Below are 21,619 nucleotides of genomic sequence, written 5' to 3'. Positions count from 1 at the left end.
TGCTCAGAGGGCGTTCAGGAATTCCAGAAGCCGGTCGCTTGGTCGAAATCGCTCGGCCTTGGCGCGTTCGTACGGCTTCAGCTTTGCGAGTGCAGATTCCTTCAGTTCGAGATGCGCATGAAGATAGGTCACCGTCGTTTCCATCGCTTCGTGGCCCAACCACAGGGCAATTACGGAGCAGTCGACGCCCGCCTGCAGCAACTCCATGGCAGCAGAGTGCCGCAAGACATGGGGCGAGACCCGCTTTGAGCGAAGGGAGATGCAGTGCTCAGGTGCTTTGGCGACATATTTGTTCAGCAGAGCCTGCACGCCGTCCGCGCTGAACCTGCCACCGTGCATATTCGGAAAGAGAGCCGTTGCGCCCCGCTTCCCTGGCTCCCTGAGCCACCGCTTGAGGGCGTGCTGTGCAACCTTCGTGAGCGGGGTACTTCGCTCTTTGCGGCCCTTGCCGACGCATTGCACATGCGCACCGCGGCCGAGCATTACCGAGTCTCGGTCGAGGTCGATGATCTCCGAGACCCGCAGCCCCGTTTGCGCAGCCAGCAATAGCAGAGTGTAATCGCGGCGTCCCAGCCACGTGTTTCGATCCGTACAGTCCAGGATCGCTTCAATCTCGGGCCTGGTTAGGAATTGGAGCTGCCGCTTGTCGCATCGCTTGCTGGGGATCGCGAGCACACGCTAAATGTGGGCGCTGTGTGCCGGCTCCTCAAACGCCGCATATCGGAAGAAAGAGCGGATGGCTGTGAGGCGGAGATTCCGCGTCAGCACCGAGGCGGATCTTTGCGTCTCAAGATCCTCCAGGAATTCGCCGATGAAAGGAGCGTCCAAATCCCGCAGCGTCAACTGGGATGGGGATCTCCCAATGCGCGTCTGTGCGAAAGCAAACAGGAGCCTGAAGGTGTCGCGATAGGAGGCGATGGTATTGGAACTTACACCTCGATGCTTCATAAGCCGATCCGTAAAGCACCGGTCGATCAGCACGGCCAGGTCGTTCGTGCGTCTCATGACCGGACCTCCCAGCGCTTATCCAATCGCCGTACGGCATGGTTCATCAGTTCCGGCGTGGCCGACAGATACCAATAGGTGTCGCGAACATTGGCATGGCCGAAGAAGGTTGAGAGAACGGGCAGATCGCGTTCCACATCTTCGCCGGCGCGATGCCAGTTGATCAGGGTCTAGACGGCGAAACGGTGACGAAGATCATGAATCCGTGGGCCATCTCGATTCCTCCCGTCGTAATCCGATTTGCCGGGATAGTCGCCAGAACACGCGATGCACGTATTGATGCAGCAATCTGCCGCCTTGTTCGGCGACGAAGAAATAGGGACTGCGCGGTGTACCAAAGTGTGCATCGCGTCGGGCGGCATAGCCTGAAAGGACAGCAATTGTCGTGGCATGCAGCGGGACCAGCCGTGACTTGCCAAACTTTGTCTCTCGGATGGTGAGGACGCCCTGGTCGAGATCGACATCGGTCCGGAGCAGGCTGAGCGCTTCGGAATGGCGCAATCCGGCCACTGCTATTAGCCCGAACAGGCAGTGATATGTCCAGCGCCGCAGAGCGTTGGCGGCGGCAACGACAGTGCCGCCGCCAAAAGTGTCTGAATCTCGATCTCGCTATAGATGTAGGGCTTTGTCCGCCGTGCCGGTGCTACAGCGTCGCTTGGTAGCACTTCTGTCAAAGGATCGAAATAGCTGAGGTGCTGGGCAAAGCAGCGCACATCAGACAGGCGGATGGACCAGCTTGGCTGCCGGCCCATCGAGGTGACCCCTCCATTGCCAGATCATTCGTGATGGTCTCGGCGCCGCGGGATTCCATGAAAGCGACGAACTCCGACAATCGTTTTGCCGGACCGTCATATTTGTATCCCAGCCCCTGGCGCATGCCGATGTAGCGCCCAAACGCGGTGCGAAGCCGGCTCATTGGACACCTCCCGGCCAGGGTAGGCTCAGTTCACGCAGCTTCTCAATATCGAGCTCGGCATAGATTCTTGTACTGTCGATGCTTCGATGGCGGAGCAGTTGGCCGATCTCGGCAAAGCTGGCGCCCGATCGCAAAAGGTCAGTCGCAAGGCTGTGGCGGAAAAGATGGGCGCCGTGATGCGCATAGCCTTCAATGTCGGCCTGTTCGAGTGCTTGCTTGGCGATCCACGTGATGGCGCAGCCAGATGTAAAACCCACGTGCGGGGCGAGTGTTCGTAGGAAAAGTCGTCGACATGCCGGGGGCTGGGCGCCCATGCTGGATATAAGCGACGATCGCTGCTCCGACGTCTTGACGCAGCGGCATAGTCGCTTGGCGTCGTCCCTTTCCGTGTACGAGGATCGTGCCCGACTGCCAGTCGATATCGTCAAGATTGAGGTTGGAAACTTCGCTGGCGCGCAAACCGAGCTTGGCGAGGATCATCAGAACTGCGTAGTCCCGACGACCCATTGCCGTCGTCCGATCACAGGCATCGAGAACCTTCTGGACTTTCTCGGGCGGGAGAAATGTTGGAAGGCCGGCAAGTCGCCAGCGGCGGATGGACGGCACACAGCCAGCGAGCGGCATCGAGATGAAACCCTTCAGATGCAAATAGCGCAGGAAGGCACGCACAACCACGCACATGGCTTTGCCACTGTCGGCGGAACCATCGAGCGCATGTCGCTCGACATAACCGATCACGGTCTGCGGGGTGAGCGCTGCAACCCGTCTACGCCTAACGGACACACCTCCCGGAGAAATCGAAGCGACAGAAGCTTGTGGCTCCCCACAGTTGCGGCGGCGAGCCCTCTCTCCGTCGAGAGATATTGCCCGAATACATCGACGATCTTCTCGTGCTCACTGCGCAGAATCGGAAGTGCGGCTGGTACCAAGCCTTTCTCCCGTAACGCCAAAAGCAAGCGGCGGAGTGCCGATCGATCGCCCGGGTCGGGCTTCCAGTGCTTGAAACGATGCTCAAGAAAGCGGTCGACGTGAACGTCGCTTAAATCCTGCGGAGCATGTCCATTGCCAACAAGCCAGTCCATCAGATCCCGAAACAGGCTCAGCGAGCGCCACGTGCAATGCCGACCCAAACCTTCGTTCGACATTTTGGCGGCGTAAACGCCCGCAAACTCCCGATACGGACCATAGACCAGCTTCCGGTATAGGGCGCTGCGATTCAAATAGTCAGTTGCGTTCATGTGTCCTCTCCTTCGCGTCAACTGCGACGGAGAGACCCTAAACTATGCCGACTAGCTGCCGCTATGATGCCGGAAACGTTGGCAAAAAGTTCATTAATCGGCATAGTTCGACGGTCGGCATAAACAGCGAAAATGAACAACGTCGATCCGCTTGCCTGGCTTGCCCAGACGCTGACGCGCATCGCAAACGGTTGGCCCGCCGCCGATATTGAGCTGCTAATGCCTTGGAATTATAAGGCAGACGCTATCGGCTAACCGCTTACCTCCCTGGCGCGTCGTTACGAAACCGATCGGCTGGAATTGGCCTGTGAGCGTGCGTTGGTCATCAATGCGCTGACCTATTCGTCTGTCGCCAACATTCTCAGATCTGGTCTCGATCAGGCTCCTGCTGCAAGCGAGACCGTGTCCGCGACTTGCTGAAACCGCTGTCCCGATTTAGCGAAATCCGCAGGACAGCCACCAATCTGGCTACAATCTCGGAAGCGCCGGCCCATTACGGATCTAAATGAATTTTACCTGATATCTTCAATTAAAGACTGCTGAAAGCAGTGTATTTTGTGCTAGTTGGATCTAATCAGGCATCCTAGCTGTTCAACCAGTTCACTATCTTGGAAATAAGGTACGTTTTGGAAATGAAGATTGAATCGGGCGAACAGGAAATCAGCTACAAACATTTAACAACTGGTCGATCAAAAGCAGCAATCAGGGGAGTCGTTTGGTCATCTATTAGCAATTTTGTCCCTACAATTCTTGGTTTTTGTGTTTTTATTGCTAGCTCAAGAGTATTAACAACGCGAGAATTTGGAATTGTAGCATTTTCGACAGTAGTGGTTACCGTCTTCACCGCGTTTTGCCCGTTTGGACTAGGGGAAGCTTTGGTTCGTGAAAAAAATTTGAAGACAATCCATTTAGATACAATTTTCTGGTTTGTAGTTCTATTTGGTCTCTCAATTTACGCGGTTCTCTATGCAAACTCTAATTATATAGCATATCAGTTTGGCGACGATGAATCCTCATCTACTATTCGGGTTATTGGTCTTAGGGTTATTTTTGACTCTTTGGGCCTTGTACCAAACGCACTCTTGTCGAGATCTATGTCGTTCAGAAGTATTGCAATAAGGGGAATTGTTTCGTCTTCATGCGCTGCTGCGCTTTGCATTTTGCTTTTGTACTTGCGCATGGGATACTGGGCTCTTGTCGCTTCACAAGTATTATCGGCTGCGGTTATTTCTCTAGGGGCGTGGTCTGCCAGCGGATGGAGACCGCGGTTGCGGTTTTCATTACGCTCTGTGCGTGATCTTTTGAAATATGGTGCGTGGGCCTCAGCAAACTTTATGATTTCTATTATAAGCTTAGACCAATTATTCATTGGATCATTTATTGGATCCTCACAATATGGGTTGTACGGTTTTGCTCGTCGAATATTTCAGCTAGCGACAGGTTTGATGACGGGTGCAATTAATGCAGTATCTTACTCGCTACTTTCGAGCCTTCAGGAGGAAAAGGCGAAGCTCAAAGATGCTACATTACTTGCCATTTTTGCAGCTTCTCTTGTCGCATTTCCGGCCTTCTGCGGCCTTGCACTAGTTGCGCGTTACCTGATCCCCACGCTCTTTGGCGATAAATGGCTGCCTGCGCTACCAATATTACAGGCTTTATGCGTTGTTGCCATCGTCTTATCTATAGATTCAATACAGTCTTCGCTAATCCGAAGTCAAGGTAAGGTACGATTTTGGATCGCTTATCAGGCTATGGATCAAATCCTTTCAATTATAATAGTCGTTTCCATACATTCTTACGGGGCGCCCCTTATTGCGCAGTCTTTGGCGTTTAAATCGGTTATGATTTTTCCTTTCTCAATATGGCTTACATTAGATACTTTGCAATGCAGCCTTTCTTCCTACCTAAGGCAAATGATACCGGCCACGTGTGGGACTACGTTAATGGCTTTGGTGGTTCTAATTGTAAATAGATTCGCGACGTTTTCGACGTTGGAGGTTGGATTGTTGGCGGTCAGTTTGGGTGGCATCGTATATATTACGGCTGTACTTCTGATAGCTGGGCCCAAACTTAGGCAGCTTTATTAGCGATTGTCTAATACATCCCATTCATGAGGTTGCTGCTCCCCTCGGCTGATGAGGACCTCCGCCTTGGTTTGTCGAAGACCTTAGGAGAGCAGCGATGCAATATTACGTTGGATTGGACGTCAGCCTCAAGAGCACACACATTTGCGTTATGGATCAAGATCGCCGAGTGGTGTGGCGCGGGAGCGCGGATACGCAGCCGTCGATGATTTCCGAGCGACTGAAGAGATGGAACGACCATCTGGTGAAGGTCGGGCTTGAGACAGGGTCGCTAACGCCCTGGCTCTACCATGAACTGAAGGATCTTGGCTTTCCTATCATCTGCATGGATGCGCGGCGGGCGGCCGATGCCCTGAAGGCGCGGCCTGAGAAGACTGACAAGGCGGACGCGCAGGCACTTGCCGAGATGTTGGCGAGCGGCTGGTATTCTGCGGTACATGTGAAGACCATGGAAAGTCATCGGCTAAAGGCTTTGTTGGGCGCGCGTGAGCACCTCGTCAACGTCAAGCGCCAGCTTTATGGACAAGTTCGTGGGCTGCTGCGGCCGTTCGGCATCAAGATTTCGGCTCGAGCCGGAGGTAAACGGTTCGATGAGGAGGTGCGATCTTCCTGCAACCGACATGATGCTCTTTATATCGGGATTGCGGCACTTCTTGATACGCTTGCATGGGTTGAGGTGGAATTGGCCGGCCTGGATAAGAAGGTGCGGCAAATAACGGCCGCATCGAAGCCGTACTGGCATCTGATGTCGGTGCCTGGCGTCGGACCGCTGAGCTCCCTAGCCTTCGTGGCGACGGTGGAGGATCCGCGACGTTTTGGAAAAAGCCGATCCATCGGTTCTTACGTTGGCCTGACACCAAAAAGGTACCAGTCGGGCGATCGAGATGTGACAGGCTCGATCTCCAAACAGGGCGGCGATATGTTGCGGCACTATCTATATGAGGCAGCGGGTTGTCTCCCGACAACGGTGCCGCGCCGTCGACCTTGCGAAGCTGGGGGTTGAAGTTGGCAAAACGATTGGGCCCAAAGCGGGCGCGAACGGCAGTGGCACGCAAATTGGCCGTGCTGTTGCTTGGGCTTTGGAAGAGGGAAGATCATTTCCAAGCCGTGCCGAGCGGTAAAGCCTTTTAGAACCGTTTTTTTGAAGTTCGTTCGCGGATAAAGTCCTCAATGTCCATGAGGTGAAGCGACCGGACCGGGACGGACGAATGCGAGACAGTTGGATGCGGATCGAAGACCGCGTTTAATACACTGCATCGGCCCCTGGATATGAAGCGAAAAGCCCCGAATAGTGGTGGCGGAAATGGATAGACCGCACACCGAAGAGAATCATGGGACGCTTGTTGTGCTTCAACCGGATTGGATAAAGACAAAGCGAACAAAAAACGGCACATGACGCTCGTCATGGCTGCCGCAGCTTTCCTCGCCAAGCTCGGCGCTGATCTACGCCGCGTGACTACTGGCAAACCGAACGAAAGTAAGCGTTCGGCGAACGCATTTTTGAGTGAAGGCGGCGGGTAGTTTAGGCTTGGTGGATGGCGCCTTGCTGGGTTTCTACCGGCGTCCAGTTCCATGGCAGCAATTCCTCAAGGCGATCCTTGGGGTGATCCTGGATCCGGGTGAGGACGTCGGTCAGATAGATCTCGGGATTGTGGCCATGGAGCTTGACCGTTTCGATAATCGTGAGGATATTGGCGATGCGCTCGCCGCCCTTATCCGAGCCGGCGAATAACCAATTTTTCCTGCCAATTCCAAGCGGACGCATGGCGCGCTCAGCTATATTGTTGTCGATCTCAACGCGACCATCATCGATGTAGACGCGCAATGCAGCCCACCGTGACAGCGCGTATCGCATCGCTTCAGCCAGCTTCTGTTTCTGCGGTATCGTCGAGAGCGTAGCCTCGATCCAAAGCTTCAGGTCATTCAGAATGGGGTTGGCATGTTCCTGGCGCAATGCGCGTCGCTCGTCAGGAGGCATGCCACGAATGCGATGCTCGATATCGTAGAGCGCGCCGATGCGCGACAGCGCCTCGTCGGCGATCGGTGAAGGTTTGAGCTTGATGACGTCGTGGAACTTGCGACGCACGTGCGCCATGCAGGCCGCCTCGATAATTTGGTTGCCGTAAAGCTTCTTGTAGCCACCATAGCCATCCGCATGCATAACGCCGCTGAAGGTGGCGAGATGGTCGGCCGGATGCGTGCCCTTACGGTCGGGGCTGTAGTAATAGGCGATTGCCCCAGGGTTCGGGTCTTGATAGCCGCGGCCATCGAAGACATAGACCCATACCCTGCCGGTTTTTGTCTTGCCTCGGCCAGGGTCGAGAACATCGACCGGAGTATCGTCCGAATGTATCCGGTCGACCGCGGCGACATGGGCTTTGATCAGTGAGATGAGAGGCGAAAGCAGAGCGGACACACGACCTACCCAGTCCGCCATGACGGATCGGGAGATGTCTATCCCCAGACGGTCATACATCTCGGATAGACGGTAAAGCGGAATATGATCGTCGAACTTGGCCACCATGATATGGGCGAGCAACCCCGGTCCGGGCTTACCTCGCTCAATCGGCAAGGTCGGCATAATACCTGCTACCGTCGTATCGCAGCCCTTGCAAATCATGCGCTTTTCGACGTGGCGAACAATCTTCACAGACGCCGGTACGTGCTCCATTACCTGGACCACCTTGTCGGCGGCCTTCAGGAACGATGTGCCACCACAGGTGGGGCAATTGCAGGGGGCCGGATAGACCAACTCTTCGGTTGGAAGGCCATCGGGTAGCGGTTTGCGCTTCGGCTTACTCGGTACCTCGTCCGAGACCGGTAAAGGCGTCTTCCCAGCGCGGGCCTCAGCCTCGGCGCGGGAGGCCTCGATCTCCTCCAACATCAGCTCGAATTGCTCGATCTTCCGATCAATCTTTTCCGAGGAAGCGCCATGCTGCCGGTGGCGGAGAAGCTCCAGCTGCGCCCGCAAAAGGCTAATGATGGAGTCGCGCTTGCCGACCTCAGCTTCGCGCTGCTCAAGTTTCGCCGCTTGCTCAGCGACGAGCGCGCGCAATGCAGACAACTCATCCTGACTGTTCAGCGGCATTGTTTCCATGCCCAGAAGCCTAGCCGATTTGGGCTTCAAGCGCCAGTATTTCGGCTAGATTTCTCTGCAAAATCAGTCGTTCAGCCCACCCGGCCGGGAGCGGAAGTCCATGCTGGTCGACGCCAGTCGATCCCTTCAACGAGCATCGACAACTGAGCCTGCGTCAGGTGCGCAACCCCCTCCTTTGCCGTTGGCCAGGGAAAATATCCGCGCTCCAACCTCTTGTACCTCACAACAGAATGCAGCCACTGCCAACGCAGATACGCAGTTAGTGCGGGTTACACATCCGTTTCATCCTTTATTCCCACGACAATTGCCGTGCGTCGGCAAGCGCTACAACCGGCATGGTGAACGCCTTTTGCTGCAGACCGAGGACGCCACTGTTTGGTCGGTTCCTCCGCAATGGACTGATCTTGTAAGCTTGGATCCTGAGGTCGTCATGAGCAACGGACGATCGCTCTTGCGGGTGGTCGACTTAATGGAGTTGGCCACTCTGGTGAAGCGCCTTTCGAGCAAATTGGGGCCGCGCTGACGTGCAGAAGTGTAAGGATAAATATGCCGCATTTGTAAAGTGGATTATGCCGCAAGAGGTCGCTTTTATGAGAGGATATGCCTGCAATTACGAGTCATTTCGTCAAATAGACCATACGCATCAGCTTGACGAGGTAGTAAAATGCGTCATAATTAGAATTACTCTAACGCCGCTTCGTGTCCTCGGAGCCATTGATGTCTGCGAAGTACGACAGCAAGCGCACAAAGACGGATGTCCTCATCGAAGAGGGCACGTTCAATCCCACCCCCGAGAAGGTGCGCGATCCAAAATTTCGGGGCAGCGAGTTCTTCGATCCGCACGACGCCGTGCAGGTCAAATACGAGATGCTGCGTCGCGTCTCCATCGACAAGGTTTCGGTGACGGAGGCCTCCGACGAGTACGGTGTTTCCAGGCCAACCTACTACCAGGCCAAGGTGAACTTCGACATGGCCGGGATTGCGGGATTGGTGCCGACAAAGCCGGGCCCCCGCCGTCCCCACAAGATCGACGACAAAGTCCTGGCATTTCTGCAGGCGCAGCTTGGCCCAGGAGAACCCGTTCGCGCCCGGGAACTGGCCAAGCTGCTCCGCCAGGAACTCGATATCGAGCTTCATCCCAGATCGATCGAGCGGGTTCTAAAAAAAAGCAGCAGGTAAACACTGCCGCGGCGGTGGCATGCCTGATCCAACCGTCGACCATCGCGTCCCAGTACGAGGTATTGCGCCAGGCTGCTTTCGGCGCAGCGCTGCCGCTTATGGCCCGTAGCGGTCTGATGCTCTTTCTGCGTCGGGGCATGTGGGGATGGGCTCAGGCGCTGACAGCAACAGCAAGCACCCCGCGAGAGCAGCTTTACCCATCGTCAATTGCTTGGCCGCTGCACGGCGGGCACAGCGCCGTTGTTCACGTCCTTGCGACAATCGCAATGAGCATCAACGATCGGAGATCACCATGAATGTACACCTCAAAGTCCAGCCTCATCACCTCGAACGCGGCGCCTACCTGTACATCCGCCAGTCTTCAATGCGGCAAGTCGTTGAGAACGTCGAGAGCGCCAGGCGGCAATATGCGCTTCGGGGACGCGCTGTCGCCCTCGGCTGGCGCGACGAGCAGGTTATCGTCATCGACAACGATCAAGGAGAGTCCGGTGCATCGGCGGCGTGGCGCGAAGGGTTTCAGCGGCTGGTCAGCGATGTCGGCATGGGGCATGCCGGGATCGTCATGGGCCTGGAAGTCTCCCGTCTGGCGCGCAACAATGCCGACTGGCAACGTCTGTTGGAGATCTGCGCCCTTGCCGACACCCTGATCCTCGACGAGGACGGCGTCTATGATCCGGCAAGTTTCAACGACCGGCTCCTGCTCGGCCTGAAGGGAACAATGAGTGAGGCCGAGCTGCATGTGATCAAAGCCCGGCTACGCGGCGGCATTCTCAATAAGGTGCGGCGCGGCGAGTTTCGTTGCCTCCTGCCGACCGGGCTGGTCTATGACCATTTCGGCAATGTGACTCTTGATCCAGACACGCAAGTCAGAGAAACGATCATTCATTTCTTTGAGATGTTCTCTCGCCTCGGGTCCGCCTCCCAGACCGTCAAGGTCTTTCGCAATGAGGGACTATTGTTTCCATCGCGCCTACACAACGGCGGCACGCTGTTTCGGCCGCTGACCGCATCGACGGCGATGCGTGTCCTGAACAATCCGCGCTACGCTGGCGCCTATACCTATGGCCGACGACAGTTTCGACGCACCATCGACGGCAAAAAGACTCTGCGTGCGCGCGACATTGATGACTGGCCGGCCTGCATTCCCGATGCTCATCCCGGCTATATCAGCTGGGAGCGACATCAGGAGAATCTGAAGATCCTCAAGGCGAATGGCTGTGGATTTGAAGCGGCACGAGCTTCAATCCCAAGGGAGGGACCGGCACTGCTGCAAGGCCGAGCCGTGTGTGGGCAGTGCGGCAGCCATCTTAGGGTTCGCTATGCGGCGCGGCGTGGCCGGCAGGAAGCCTGGTACATTTGCAATCGTGCCCGTATTTATCGTGGGGAGCCTATGTGTCAGTCGATCGCCGGGCCTCCCGTCGATGAAGCCATCGGTATGCTGATTGCCGAGCAGATGACGCCGGCGGCCGTCGAGCTCGCTCTCGAAGTCCGCAAGGAGATCCAAGCCCGCCATGAAGAAGCAGACCGGCTGCGCTGTCGCGCCATCGAACGCGCCCAAACGGAAGCCGAGCTCGCTCAGCGCCGCTTCATGCTTGTCGATCCTAGTAACCGCCTCGTCGCCGACACGCTCGAAGGTGAATGGAACGAGAAGCTTCGCACGCTGGCCAGTGCCCGCGAAGAACGCGAACGTGGTCGAGAGCACGATCAATTCATCCTTGATAAAGCTGTCCACGAACGGTTAGTCGCGATGACGGCCGACTTCAACCAGCTCTGGAAGGATCCGGATACCCCATGCCGCGAACGCAAGCGATTGCTGGCCCACATCATTGAGGATGTTACTCTCCTAAAGTTGCCAGCGGAAGGAACCACCAAGCTTCACGTTCGCTTCAAGGGCGGCAAAATCCAGACGCTTACCACCATGAACCCAAAATCCTCTCCTCAGCAGATCAAGACAAAGCTCAGTATCATTGAGCTGGTCGATAGGCTTCTCGACGATTACATTTATCCCGAGATCGCCCAGGTGGAACCGCACGTCGCGGCTGCCAGGACGCCCGCTTTATTTCCGGACGGCCCGATCATGCCGCCTCCACGCAGACGATCAATGCCGACAGTAACCTTCCATCAAGGTCAGCGGAGACCTTCAAGCTCCGGCCATTTCGCAACAAGATCTCGACCGCGACCGACGCCGGGAACGTCACAGGTGCCTGCTCAGAGCGCATTTCCTCAACCATCTTCACCGGAAGGAACGTGGCGGGCGTGCTGACGTGGCCAAATGTCTGCCGCCACAGCCGGATCTGCGCCGGATAAATATCATGGCGGCGCGCCACATCGCCAATCCGGACGCCAGCCCCAGCCGCCTCTGCTAAAATCCTCAGCTTCGCCTCGCGCGACCATCGCCGCCGGCGCTCAACGCCGGAAATGACCTCAATCCGAGCCATGCTAACCTCTTTGATCTGGAATTAATGTCAGCATTAATGCTGGTTCTAATGCCAGATCATCGCCTGATCTGCTCAATCAGCAAAATCCGTCCGCCGGACGCTTACCAACGAAAGGAGTCTAAATCCTCCAATCTACGCCTGACCAGGGCACTCGCGCTACTGCCAACCGTCGCAGAGATCCGCTATCTGATTATGCGTCTATTGCTACCGCCGCCGATCAGAGTTCGTTACATCCTCGCTTGGTCACCTGGCGACGAAGCCACCAGGCTGCCACAATGACATCACATTACAAAACACGATATCAAACGCAACTGTAATACTAACGCCAAAAATTCCTGTTGCCTCCTCAAGGAGTTGGTCTTTCCATTGCTTGATTTGATTGGCGTGCACATCAAACTGCTGGGGCAACTCCACCAGCGTCTGCTCACCCCGGGTGGCGGCAAGTGCCACCTTCGCCTTTAAAGCCGGGCTGTGATTCCGGCGCGGACGTCTTGTCATGATATCTCCTGTTCCAGGCATCTAAGCCGAAGTCAGGCACAAACTCAACTTATCCCACTGTGCAAATTTCCCGAGCCACTTCTGTTGCCGACGTCGCAGAGCCGCTCGTCAACATCCGAACATACTTTATGCCGAAGCGGGCAAAACAGAAGTCCCAATCGACAGTAAATCTACACCGAAAACCCCGCAAAGTCGTGGGCCTCTCGTCTCGCTCACTCTCAGTCGGGGGAATTCTCCTTAAGGTAAGCCGCAATTCCCCGCAATCAGTGGTTTAGTTCAATTCACAAGCCTATAAATTTGGTGATAGTGAGCGCCTGACATCACGAGCTAGCTTATAGAAAACTCTGCCTACCACGTTCTTCTCAAGTGCCTTTGTCGAAATATCGCTCCTAGAAGATCGCTGATAGCCAAGAACGGGCGAAGCGGCGAATGCCAACAATTCTGGATATTCCCTCCGAAAACGACCGTATGCCGAATCTATTCCATGAGGCGCTGTAGCAAAGTCCCTCGCTATCCACTCTAAACAGTGATCAAGATATGCACTGATTTGTTTGAGAGCAACACCGTTCAGCGCTATGAAATGCGCCCCGAGAACCCAGTCAGACGGATCGACGCGGAATACAGCCTCTTTGACATCTGATGGATAAGAAATGTCGCCGTGACCACCATAGAATAACGACCAATCTTTATGTGAAAGTGCAGTCATACACGCAGGGATTTTCGATCCGTAATCTGTGGAGAAATTTAAATCATCTTCGAAAATCAGAACGCTTGATACACCCTGATCCACCGCATCTCTAAGAACTTCACGATGACTTAGGAAGCATCCGTATGCCCCAACACTTGGAAACCCGCCGTTGCACGATGGCCTAATAGCTGCATGAAACGCTACCCGATCGCCATCAACACGCACTCCGATTCGGCGTAACTGGATTTCAGTATCCCTCCGGCGGTCAGTTCGATCGGTCAAATTAATTATTCGGATGCGCTCGAAATTATTAAGCAATGATTCAGCTGCAATGTCCAACAATGCGATCCTTCCTTATACTATGGCAGAATCAATTAATCGGTATTGATAGCTTGCATTTTAACGCCATAAAATCGCTTTTGCAAAGGTCTACCCATTAACTTATTGTAGTAAATTGAAACGCCGTTTATCGGATACGATCAATGAAAGACATACGTGACGTGATGGGATAATCAGGTTTCGGTGAGCGCGATAGTCCTGTCGAGTGCGTTAAATAGCCGAATACACGCTCGAATCAGATTGATAACGGCATGAATCAAATTACAATTCAGTGTAGTGACCGGCTGGAGAATGGACTTGGCAAGGATTGATGTGCTGTTACCGGTGCGTAATGGGGAGGAATTTTTAGAAGAATCTATTTTGAGCATTGTTAATCAAACATTTCAGGACTGGAAGTTGTGGATACTCGATCACGGTTCGGTAGATAGCTCACTCAAAATAGCGGAACGGTTTGCTGAGCGCGATAGGCGCATACACATTCGCTCAATTCCCGAGGCAAATTCGCTAGCCGATCTTTTAAACAGAGGCTTAGATCAATCGGATGCAGATCTAATAATGCGTCACGATGCGGACGACATTGCAGTTCCAGCTCGGATGAACATCTCGCTGAGTGGTTTAGCGCATTACGAGTGCGCCGTGATCGGTGGACAAAGCAAGGTCATCGACAACGTCGGCAGACACATCGGCCACCTGCGAGTACCAACTGGTAAGAATGCAGTATCTGCCAGGGTTTATTTCGCGAATCCTATGTCGCATCCAACAATCATGATGAGCCGTGAGAAATTGCAACTGATTGGGGCAAGGTACGGTGTGGATTTTCTCGGTACCGAGAGGAGCGGGATCGCAGGGTATGAAAACTTAGTCGAGGATTATTTCATGTTTGGGCAACTCGCTGTGGTCGGAGAGTGCGCAAACGTGCCTAATACGTTGATTTCCTATCGCCAACACCCTGCTAGCGTCGGCGCAACTAAATTTAAGGAACAGATCACATCTGCGGTCAATGTGAGTCGGCAGCTCATGCGTGCATTTTGCTTTATTAACAATGTGCAATATATCGATCCGGCTCCGTTCTCAACTCACGGCGAACGACTTCCTCAACTTGCTGGCTCATGGGATTTGGAGTCTGACGTGGGCAGGTTGGGCACGCTTCTTCGCTCTAAGCTCGGCAAATCGGCCGAGGTCGAAAGAGAGATTGCATATCGAAATAGCCTGGCGACGCTAACTCTACGAGGGTTACTGGTAAAACAAATGCATTTCGCATTTATCCATGGACTTACACTTGTTGAGTTACGCACCCTGCGGGAAAAGTTATTTCGAAATCGAGCCAAGGGTAACTATATTCAATTGAGCCCAGAGAAAGTGAATTAGAGAAACGCGATTCGCGAATGGCTTGTTCACCGGTTTGGCTTGAAAGGCGCGTCCTGTTGCTGCTGTTTGCAAAATCAATTGATGGGGATTGAAGTTAGCCGCTGATCTCTGGGATTTTCGGCTGGCCTTGTGGAGAGTTTCCTGATCGGTGCGGCGCAGGCCGCAGCCAGACGGTTTTTCATTTGAGCCGGGTTTCGCTGAAATTCTTCGATGGAAATCGGCGAAGATTGATGACGTAGTCTTGGAGCTTCGGCTGCTTTATGAGGGCGTGTATGGAAGGGCTTCGACTGGGATCGACGGAACTGCGTATAAGAAGGGGATGATCGGCGACCCGGTAAGCAAGTCGAAGTCATTAATCTTGATGCATGACGGCGTTAGGTGCTCAATTTACGAGCTCCACGGGGCCGCCGCAATAGTGGCTTTTGGCCTTCCAATGCCAGAACAGCAATCTTTGATCCGTAAGCGCTAAGGCTACCCCACGTAGCATTGAGCAGGAAAATCGCTCATTTTCAGTGTGAATCATGCTGGGAAACCTATGAGTGAAGATATGAAACAGGGTCGTACGTTCGAAATTCTGACGGCTGATCCTGTGCGAACGCGGCGAAAGCCGAAGTTGTGGTCAGACGAGGAGAAAGCTCAGATCTTGGAGGAACCGCTTGCTCCTGGCGCGAATGTGTCTGCGGTTGCGCGTGCTCATGGAATGGACCCGTCGCAGCTTTTTGGTTGGGGGCGAATAGCGCTTGCGTCTGGTTCGGTTCAGCGCCTGAGCGCAGCCGGAGATGGCGAGGCCTTTACCCGTTTCGAAGCAGTCCGAACGGACACCGTCGAGATAAAGGTTGGCGACGCGACACTTCGCGTCAGCGCCTCGATCGATCCGGCGCTGCTGAGCGGCATTGTCAGAGCGGTACGGCAGGCATGATCGCTTCGGGTGTCGTGGTCTACGTGTCGTGCCAACCAGTCGACTTCCGCAAAGGAGCCCCGTCGCTGATGGTCCTGGTGCGGGATGGCGGCCTTGACCCCTTTAGTGGCGCACTTTTTGTATTCCGGTCGAAGCGAGCAGACCGGATCCGTATTGTTTGGTGGGATGGGACAGGTGTCTGCCTTTACGCAAAAATTCTTGAGGAAAATGGCTTCTGCTGGCCAGGGCAGTCCAGCGCCCGTATCCGTCTCGACCATGCGCAGTTGATGGCACTTCTAGCCGGAATGGACTGGAAAAAGATCCATCCCGTCCAAGTGCGCCGACCACTGTCAACGGGCTGAATTGCCTGCGACAAGATGAATCATATCGCTGTAAGTGTTGGGAAATCGGGCGCTTTTGTGCTTTACTGGCATCATGATTTTACCCGGTCCCGCCCTTCCCGACGACGTCGATGCGCTGAAAGCGATGATCATCGCTTTGAACGCGGAGAAGGCTGCGACTGATGCTGAAATCGCTCGAATGAAGGTTGCCCAACAGAAGGCTGACGAGCGGATCACCAATTTGACGGCAATCTTAAAGGTTTTGCAGCGTGCTCAAAAAGGAACGCGCTCCGAGCGTCTGCGGCAGGCGATCAACGACGACCAGATCGACTTCGCCTTCGAGGAGGTCGAGACTGACCTTGCCGTGATTGATCGTGAACAGAGGTGGCTCGGTTTGTCTGAACAGTTTCGGGCGTTTCGTTAAGTGGAATTCCGCCTCGATTATGCCGCCACCATCATCGGTGCCAGCACGTTTAAGTAGGCCTGATCCGTTGTCTGCCCTTCAAAGAAGCTGCCTGCTGGGCGCATTGGCGACGGGACTTCCACGATATCTGGACATCGAACAATTCCGAGATCGCGCCGGAAGCCCTCGATCGTATCGGTGCGCTCTACGACATAGAGCGAGACATCAACGGTCAGCCTCCCGAGATGCGCCGTACGCATCCGAGCTGAACCGGATTGCGGATTTGAGTGATCGTGTGGATGCTCTGTCTATATAGACGGCAATATAGACGGTGCTTTCATGGACATCACAAGCGATCACTCGGGGCGTTTCAGCCGGATGGAGATTGTCGATAGCGGGCGTCGGCGGCGTTTCACGGATGAAGCGAAGCTGGCGATCGTGGCTGAGAGTTATGCTGGCCCGCGGCAGGTAACAGTCACGGCGCAGCGTCACGGGATCACGCGTTGGCAGTTGAATGCCTGGCGCAGGGCCGTGCGGGAAGGACGCCTTGTCCACCGCTCGACGAACGAGTTTGTTCCGGCGATTGTCGTTGCTGCCGAGCCTGTTTTTGCGAGCACGCCTCCTGCGGAAACTGTCGCGGTGCCGTCTCCCATCACCGACCGGGGTCGCATAGAGGTGGTGAGTGCGAACGGCCGGCGTGTGATCATGGGCCAGGATATCGATGTGGACGTTTTGCTACGGATCATGCGTGGTTTGGAGACATTGCGATGAATCCGTTTCCGATGGGGGCGGAGATCAAGGTGTGGCTGTCGACCGGACATACCGACATGCGGTGTGGCTTTCCATCCTTGGCCCTTCGGGTGCAGGAAGTTTTAAAGCATGATCCGCTGGGCGGTCATTTGTTCTGCTTCAGGGGCCGCCGCGGTGACCTGATAAAGTTGATCTGGCATGATGGCCAGGGCGCATGCCTGTTCACGAAAAAATTAGAACGCGGCCGGTTTATCTGGCCGAATGTGCAGGGTGGCGCGGTGGCGATCACACCGGCGCAGCTTTCCTATTTGCTCTCTGGAATTGACTGGCGAGCTCCTCAGGAAACTTGGCGTCCAACACGCGTTTGAGTTTCTTCATCATTGAATTTGTTGAAGAAATATGCTCTTATTCTGGCATGTCGTTACCACCGCTTTCCTTTCCTGACGATCTTGCCAGCGCCCACGCCGCGCTGCTGATAGAACGCGAGGCACGGTTGCGGGCGAGGCGGAAGCCACCAGCGCCAAGGCAAAACTTTCCAGCATCGAGGCGCTCAACGCCCATCTGCAATTGCTGATCGCCAAGCTGGAACGCGACAAACATGGTCCAAGCCGGGAGCGCACCCAGCGGCTGATCGACCAGATGGAATTGCAGCTCGAGGAGCTGGTTGCCGATGCCACCGAGGACGAGCTCGCTTCACAAGTGTCTGCCGCCAAAACCCAAGTCGTGCGTGCCTTCACCCGCAAGCGGCCAGTGCGCAAGCCTTGGCCAGAGACTATCGAGCGCGAGCGCGTCGTCATCGACGCGCCCAGTGCCTGCGATCACTGCGGCAGCGAACGCCTGTCGAAGCTCGGTGAGGACACCACCGAGACGCTGGAGGAGATCCCGCGCCGCTTCAAGGTCGTCGAGACCGTGCGGGAGAAGTTCACGTGCCGGGACTGCGGCTGCATCAGCCAATCGCCCGCACCCTTCCATGCAACGCCACGTGGCTTTTTCGGCCCCAAGCTACTCGCCACCATCGTCTTCGACAAATTCTCTGAGCATCAGCCGCTCAACCGCCAGAGCCGTCGCTTTCGCAGTGAAGGGATCGATCTGTCCACCCAGACGCTTGCCGACCAGGTTGGCTACGTCAGCGCCGCCGTCACACCGCTGTTCGATCTCATTGAGACCCATGTGTTTGCGGCCGAGCGGTTGCACGGCGACGACACCACCATCCCGATCCTCGCCAAGGGCCAGTGCACGACGGGGCGCATATGGACCTACGTTTGCGACGACAGGCCGTTTGGTGGGCTATCACCGCCGGCGGCCGTCTTCTACGCCTCCAGTGATAGGCGGGGTGAGCATCCGCAAGGACACCTGGCCGAGTTCACCGGTATCCTGCAGGCTGATTGCTACAATGGCTTCAATCCGCTCTTCGATCGGACCAAGAAACAGATCCCGGTGACGCCGGCCTTCTGTTTTGCCCACGCGCGCCGAAAGTTCTTCGAGTTGGCAGATGTCTCGCGAAGTGCCCGGCGGGGCAAAGGGGCAAAGCCTGTCTCTGCGACGGCGTTGGAGGCGGTCAAGCGTATCGATGCGCTGTTTGACATCGAGCGCGACATTAACGGCCAGAGCGCCGGTGAGCGACTTGCCGTGCGCCAGGAAATGAGCAAACCGCTGCTCGAAGAGCTGGAGACCTGGTTGCGGCAGGAGCGCGAAGGTTTGTCGCGATCCTCACCGGTGCTTGAGCCGATCAACTACATGCTGTCGCGCTGGCAGGACTTTGCCAGATACGCCGATGACGGCAGGATCTGCATGACGAACAACGCGGCGGAAAGAGCTCTGCGCGGCGTGGCTTGCGGAAGGAAAAACTGGAACTTCGCCGGGTCCGATCGCGGCGCAGACCGGGCTGCCATCATGCTGACCCTTATCACCACGGCCCGTCTCAACGATATCGATCCGAAGGCCTGGCTGGCGGACGTGCTGGCTCGCATCGCCGATCTGCCCGTCTCCCACCTGCACGAATTGTTGCCATGGGAATGGAAGAGGATCAAGGCGGCGGAGATTGCGGTTGCTGCGTAAATAACTGCCGGAAAAGCTCTTCCGATCGGCGTAGACCCTCATCCGTCAGCACCAGCGACTTCGACTTGTTCACCGGATCGCCAATCAAGCCTTTCTGATGCAACCGATCCGTCGTAGCCCAGTCAAAACCCTTCCAGGCGCAACGCTCGTTGTGAAGCGTCAGCCATAGCAGCGCCAGCACAGCATCGTCGATTTTGCCTTCGTCGATCTCCATCCCGCCAATTTACCACGCGCAAAAGCAAAAATCCTGCGGTTCACCTCGGATGGATACGATGCGCCTTGCCGCGCGTCAAAAGCAGAGCAAGCCCAAGGCTGAAGCATTGCATTCCGTCTCTGGGCCGAAGCCCAACTGACCCGCATACCAGGCAAGGGTGATCTGGCGGCAGCCTTTCGATATGGTTTGAGCCGATGGTCTTCGCTCTGCCTGTTCCTCGATGACGGCCGTATCGCGATCGACAACAATGCCGCCGAGCGGGCTCTGCGTCCGATAGGCGTTGGAAGACGCAACTGGCTATTCGCAGGAGCCGACACAGGGGCTGAGACCTTGGCGCGGGCCATGACGATCATCGAGACGGCCAAGATGAATGGTCTTGATCCTCAGGCATATCTAACTGATGTGCCCGATCGCATCCACGATCACAAGATCAACCGCCTTGACGAGCTGCTGCCGTGGAACTGGTCGCCGATCGTCACAATCTCCGCCGAGGCAGCCTAATGGCGACGGTCACCTACGTCCGTATAATTAAATTTGTTGCCGAAATTCTCGAAGAGGACCCGGAGCTTCTTCAGGCAATCGTCTCCAATGATGATAATCTGAGTTACGGCAGCATCATCTCCGTGTACACAGGAGAGGACGAATCCGTGACCGCGCTGACAGACGACGGCATGGACGAATTGGAGCAGATGCTCAAAGACGCCCGCCACTCACCCCAAGAATGGAACGACTTCGTCGACAGTTTCGTCGACGACAAGGAACTCGTAGCTCGCATTAAAGCGAAATCTACGCCGTAGCAATCGGCGGTTACATCTAAGCCGAAGTTAGGCAGAAATTCCTCTTATCCTCGCTGTTCAGATTTCCCGAGCCAGCTCTCACAGCGCGGCGACAAAAAATTTCTCGTTCGTAATTGTATAAATCGCGACGGTTGGTACGCGCTGCAGTTTGGTCAGTGGCTCGGTCGTGGTAATTGGGCGGTTAAATGTCAACAACCCTTCAGTCATCCGGTTACCAACAGCCTTTTTTAAGTAGAGCATTGTCCACAACGCTGTTAGATAGTCACGAATTTCGAGGTTTTTGCTCGTGGGTAAGAGTAACGTATCGACAACAATCGATGCTATTTTATAAGATTGTCGGCCAGTACACTATTTTTCTAACAATGACGGTATATCCAATGAACCAAATGTCGTATGCAATAGGAAACCTAAAATTTCGGGAGATAACCCAGAGAGCTTGGTTCAGGTTTGCTACCGGCAAAGAACCAAAAATTAGAAAATCTAAACGGGATATAATATGCCGCTTCTTAACCATCAAATGCTCGGTATCGACTTTGTTTCTGGGCCTCTGGAAGAAGTCAGACACGAAATATTCGATTTTATTCGGAGAAAAAAATGCGCGGTTATAGTAACTCCAAATGTTGATCATATTATACGTATTCATGAATCGCGCGATTTGTCTATAAGGGAAGCATACCTCGGCGCCGATATTCGCCTTTGTGATAGTCGGGTATTAGCTCTAATTGGTCGCTGGATTTTCAATGAGGATATTTTGGCTTGCCCAGGCTCGGATTTGGTGACTTCACTAGTTTCAAATCCTGGTCCTCTTGCGGGTAATATTCTAGTTTTCGGTCCATCTTTTTCAGACTTTGCAAAACTTACAAACAAATTTCCATACATCAAATTCGTATACGTTGAAGCACCTCATAATCTTAGAATGGGAAGCTCGGATTGGGAACTCGCGCTAACCGCCGTTGAAAGTACCGAATGGGATCTGGCCTTTGTTTGCATCTCTTTTCCCAAGCAAGAGCTGTTTGCAACGGAATTAAAGAGGCGAGCCCGCGCAACCGGAGTGGTGCTGTGTGTTGGGGCAAGCGTAGATTTTCTAACCGCGCGTCAAGCGCGGGCACCATCTTGGATACAACATTTGAGTCTTGAATGGTGTTACAGACTAATGAGCAATCCGCGCCGATTGGGAAAGCGCTATATATTTAGTATTCCTAAAATAATCCGGTTGATATACGTCCACCGCCGAGCTTAAATAATGTAGAGATCGTCATGATATGTTATATCGTCAATGAATACCCCAAAACAAGCCACACATTCATC

20 protein-coding genes and 9 pseudogenes are annotated in these 21,619 nt (G+C 54.7%); 18 read left to right on the top strand and 11 right to left on the bottom strand.

Going from position 1 to position 21,619, the window contains the following annotated elements; genetic code table 11:
* Nucleotides 1-3 precede the first annotated feature (3 nt).
* From PR018_RS23630 to PR018_RS23610, 5 genes and pseudogenes are all read right to left on the bottom strand, one after another.
* Nucleotides 4-1,005: pseudogene (locus PR018_RS23630) on the bottom strand (tyrosine-type recombinase/integrase).
* Nucleotides 1,002-1,921 (bottom strand): annotated as a pseudogene (locus PR018_RS23625) (tyrosine-type recombinase/integrase). Before PR018_RS23625 ends, PR018_RS23630 begins: the two co-directional pseudogenes overlap by 4 nt.
* A complete protein-coding gene (locus PR018_RS23620; RefSeq protein WP_279309165.1) occupies nt 1,918-2,178 on the bottom strand; it encodes a tyrosine-type recombinase/integrase in 261 nt (86 codons plus the stop codon). The pseudogene PR018_RS23625 and the gene PR018_RS23620 overlap by 4 nt, the downstream one beginning before the upstream one ends.
* On the bottom strand, nt 2,111-2,704 hold the full coding sequence (locus tag PR018_RS23615) for a tyrosine-type recombinase/integrase (protein WP_244615453.1): 594 nt from the start codon (nt 2,702-2,704) through the stop codon (nt 2,111-2,113). The genes PR018_RS23620 and PR018_RS23615 overlap by 68 nt, the downstream gene beginning before the upstream one ends.
* Nucleotides 2,656-3,159 carry a hypothetical protein gene (locus PR018_RS23610; RefSeq protein ID WP_244615450.1) on the bottom strand — a complete coding sequence of 168 codons (504 nt, stop codon included), beginning with the start codon at nt 3,157-3,159 and terminating at the stop codon, nt 2,656-2,658. Before PR018_RS23610 ends, PR018_RS23615 begins: the two co-directional genes overlap by 49 nt.
* 123 nt (nt 3,160-3,282) lie before the next feature.
* On the opposite strand from PR018_RS23610, the pseudogene PR018_RS23605 reads away from it, so the two are divergent.
* The 3 genes and pseudogenes from PR018_RS23605 to PR018_RS23595 form a co-directional block, all read left to right on the top strand.
* Nucleotides 3,283-3,414 (top strand): annotated as a pseudogene (locus tag PR018_RS23605) (transposase domain-containing protein); the annotation flags it as partial.
* Between the two features lie 377 nt (nt 3,415-3,791).
* Entirely contained in the window at nt 3,792-5,246 is a 1,455-nt protein-coding gene (locus PR018_RS23600; protein WP_244615475.1) for a lipopolysaccharide biosynthesis protein, read from the top strand.
* Between the two features lie 94 nt (nt 5,247-5,340).
* Nucleotides 5,341-6,246: an IS110 family RNA-guided transposase gene (locus PR018_RS23595; RefSeq protein WP_142831249.1), complete on the top strand. Its 906-nt coding sequence runs from the start codon at nt 5,341-5,343 to the stop codon at nt 6,244-6,246.
* A 519-nt stretch (nt 6,247-6,765) separates the two neighbouring features.
* On the opposite strand, the gene tnpC (PR018_RS23590) is transcribed toward PR018_RS23595, so the two are convergent.
* Together tnpC (PR018_RS23590) and tnpB (PR018_RS23585) are read right to left on the bottom strand one after the other, a co-directional pair.
* Nucleotides 6,766-8,340 carry an IS66 family transposase gene (tnpC, locus tag PR018_RS23590; protein ID WP_142831248.1) on the bottom strand — a complete coding sequence of 525 codons (1,575 nt, stop codon included), beginning with the start codon at nt 8,338-8,340 and terminating at the stop codon, nt 6,766-6,768.
* Between the two features lie 71 nt (nt 8,341-8,411).
* Nucleotides 8,412-8,564 carry an IS66 family insertion sequence element accessory protein TnpB gene (gene tnpB / locus PR018_RS23585; protein WP_244615472.1) on the bottom strand — a complete coding sequence of 51 codons (153 nt, stop codon included), beginning with the start codon at nt 8,562-8,564 and terminating at the stop codon, nt 8,412-8,414.
* Between the two features lie 38 nt (nt 8,565-8,602).
* Between tnpB (PR018_RS23585) and PR018_RS28580 the strand changes: the two genes are divergently transcribed.
* From PR018_RS28580 to PR018_RS23575, 3 genes are all read left to right on the top strand, one after another.
* Nucleotides 8,603-8,863 (top strand): DUF5372 family protein, encoded by a 261-nt coding sequence (locus tag PR018_RS28580; RefSeq protein ID WP_161959378.1) that lies wholly within the window; start codon nt 8,603-8,605, stop codon nt 8,861-8,863.
* Nucleotides 8,864-9,057: 194 nt separating this feature from the next.
* Nucleotides 9,058-9,519, top strand: coding sequence for a helix-turn-helix domain-containing protein (locus tag PR018_RS23580; RefSeq protein ID WP_111222197.1), 462 nt, complete (start codon nt 9,058-9,060; stop codon nt 9,517-9,519).
* Nucleotides 9,520-9,664: 145 nt separating this feature from the next.
* Nucleotides 9,665-11,782: a recombinase family protein gene (locus tag PR018_RS23575; protein WP_279621448.1), complete on the top strand. Its 2,118-nt coding sequence runs from the start codon at nt 9,665-9,667 to the stop codon at nt 11,780-11,782.
* Here PR018_RS23575 and PR018_RS28575 read toward each other — a convergent pair.
* Both PR018_RS28575 and PR018_RS23565 read right to left on the bottom strand, forming a co-directional pair.
* A pseudogene (locus PR018_RS28575) lies at nt 11,670-11,957 on the bottom strand (transposase); the annotation flags it as partial. The gene PR018_RS23575 and the pseudogene PR018_RS28575 overlap by 113 nt on opposite strands.
* Before the next feature lie 324 nt (nt 11,958-12,281).
* Nucleotides 12,282-12,455 (bottom strand): annotated as a pseudogene (locus PR018_RS23565) (IS3 family transposase); the annotation flags it as partial.
* A gap of 86 nt (nt 12,456-12,541) precedes the next feature.
* Here PR018_RS23565 and PR018_RS23560 point away from each other — a divergent pair.
* Nucleotides 12,542-12,607: pseudogene (locus tag PR018_RS23560) on the top strand (UPF0149 family protein); the annotation flags it as partial.
* A 137-nt stretch (nt 12,608-12,744) separates the two neighbouring features.
* On the opposite strand, the gene PR018_RS23555 reads toward PR018_RS23560, so the two are convergent.
* On the bottom strand, nt 12,745-13,482 hold the full coding sequence (locus PR018_RS23555) for a glycosyltransferase family 25 protein (RefSeq protein WP_161991046.1): 738 nt from the start codon (nt 13,480-13,482) through the stop codon (nt 12,745-12,747).
* Between the two features lie 297 nt (nt 13,483-13,779).
* Between PR018_RS23555 and PR018_RS23550 the strand changes: the two genes are divergently transcribed.
* From PR018_RS23550 to tnpC (PR018_RS23515), 8 genes and pseudogenes are all read left to right on the top strand, one after another.
* The gene (locus tag PR018_RS23550) at nt 13,780-14,850 is read left to right on the top strand and encodes a glycosyltransferase (RefSeq protein ID WP_161991045.1); all 1,071 of its coding nucleotides are present in this window, start codon (nt 13,780-13,782) and stop codon (nt 14,848-14,850) included.
* Nucleotides 14,851-15,493: 643 nt separating this feature from the next.
* On the top strand, nt 15,494-15,769 hold the full coding sequence (locus PR018_RS23545; RefSeq protein WP_244615600.1) for a transposase: 276 nt from the start codon (nt 15,494-15,496) through the stop codon (nt 15,767-15,769).
* Entirely contained in the window at nt 15,766-16,110 is a 345-nt protein-coding gene (gene tnpB / locus PR018_RS23540) for an IS66 family insertion sequence element accessory protein TnpB (protein WP_142832577.1), read from the top strand. Before PR018_RS23545 ends, tnpB (PR018_RS23540) begins: the two co-directional genes overlap by 4 nt.
* Before the next feature lie 73 nt (nt 16,111-16,183).
* Nucleotides 16,184-16,468 (top strand): annotated as a pseudogene (locus PR018_RS23535) (transposase domain-containing protein); the annotation flags it as partial.
* Between the two features lie 125 nt (nt 16,469-16,593).
* A pseudogene (locus PR018_RS23530) lies at nt 16,594-16,743 on the top strand (IS66 family transposase); the annotation flags it as partial.
* Nucleotides 16,744-16,831: 88 nt separating this feature from the next.
* A complete protein-coding gene (gene tnpA / locus PR018_RS23525) occupies nt 16,832-17,263 on the top strand; it encodes an IS66-like element accessory protein TnpA (RefSeq protein WP_142832636.1) in 432 nt (143 codons plus the stop codon).
* Nucleotides 17,260-17,610, top strand: coding sequence for an IS66 family insertion sequence element accessory protein TnpB (gene tnpB / locus PR018_RS23520; protein ID WP_143122947.1), 351 nt, complete (start codon nt 17,260-17,262; stop codon nt 17,608-17,610). The genes tnpA and tnpB (PR018_RS23520) overlap by 4 nt, the downstream gene beginning before the upstream one ends.
* 47 nt (nt 17,611-17,657) lie before the next feature.
* Nucleotides 17,658-19,300, top strand: a protein-coding gene (gene tnpC / locus PR018_RS23515; RefSeq protein WP_279621446.1) for an IS66 family transposase whose coding sequence is annotated in 2 segments (ribosomal slippage) — nt 17,658-17,742 and nt 17,742-19,300 — 1,644 coding nt in all. Because the reading frame shifts where the segments join, the coding sequence is not laid out codon by codon here.
* On the opposite strand, the gene PR018_RS23510 is transcribed toward tnpC (PR018_RS23515), so the two are convergent.
* Entirely contained in the window at nt 19,269-19,514 is a 246-nt protein-coding gene (locus tag PR018_RS23510; RefSeq protein ID WP_142832635.1) for a DUF6429 family protein, read from the bottom strand. The genes tnpC (PR018_RS23515) and PR018_RS23510 overlap by 32 nt on opposite strands.
* Before the next feature lie 58 nt (nt 19,515-19,572).
* On the opposite strand from PR018_RS23510, the pseudogene PR018_RS23505 reads away from it, so the two are divergent.
* The 3 genes and pseudogenes from PR018_RS23505 to PR018_RS23495 form a co-directional block, all read left to right on the top strand.
* Nucleotides 19,573-20,015: pseudogene (locus tag PR018_RS23505) on the top strand (IS66 family transposase); the annotation flags it as partial.
* Nucleotides 20,015-20,311: a hypothetical protein gene (locus tag PR018_RS23500; RefSeq protein ID WP_142832481.1), complete on the top strand. Its 297-nt coding sequence runs from the start codon at nt 20,015-20,017 to the stop codon at nt 20,309-20,311. The pseudogene PR018_RS23505 and the gene PR018_RS23500, both read left to right, overlap by 1 nt.
* Nucleotides 20,312-20,807: 496 nt before the next feature.
* Nucleotides 20,808-21,551, top strand: a complete 744-nt coding sequence (locus PR018_RS23495; protein ID WP_142832472.1) for a WecB/TagA/CpsF family glycosyltransferase — start codon at nt 20,808-20,810, stop codon at nt 21,549-21,551.
* Nucleotides 21,552-21,619: the final 68 nt, after the last annotated feature.

Origin of the sequence: Rhizobium rhododendri, assembly GCF_007000325.2 — a bacterium.
Lineage (GTDB): Bacteria > Pseudomonadota > Alphaproteobacteria > Rhizobiales > Rhizobiaceae > Rhizobium > Rhizobium rhododendri.
This window is presented reverse-complemented; position numbering and strand designations above follow the sequence as displayed.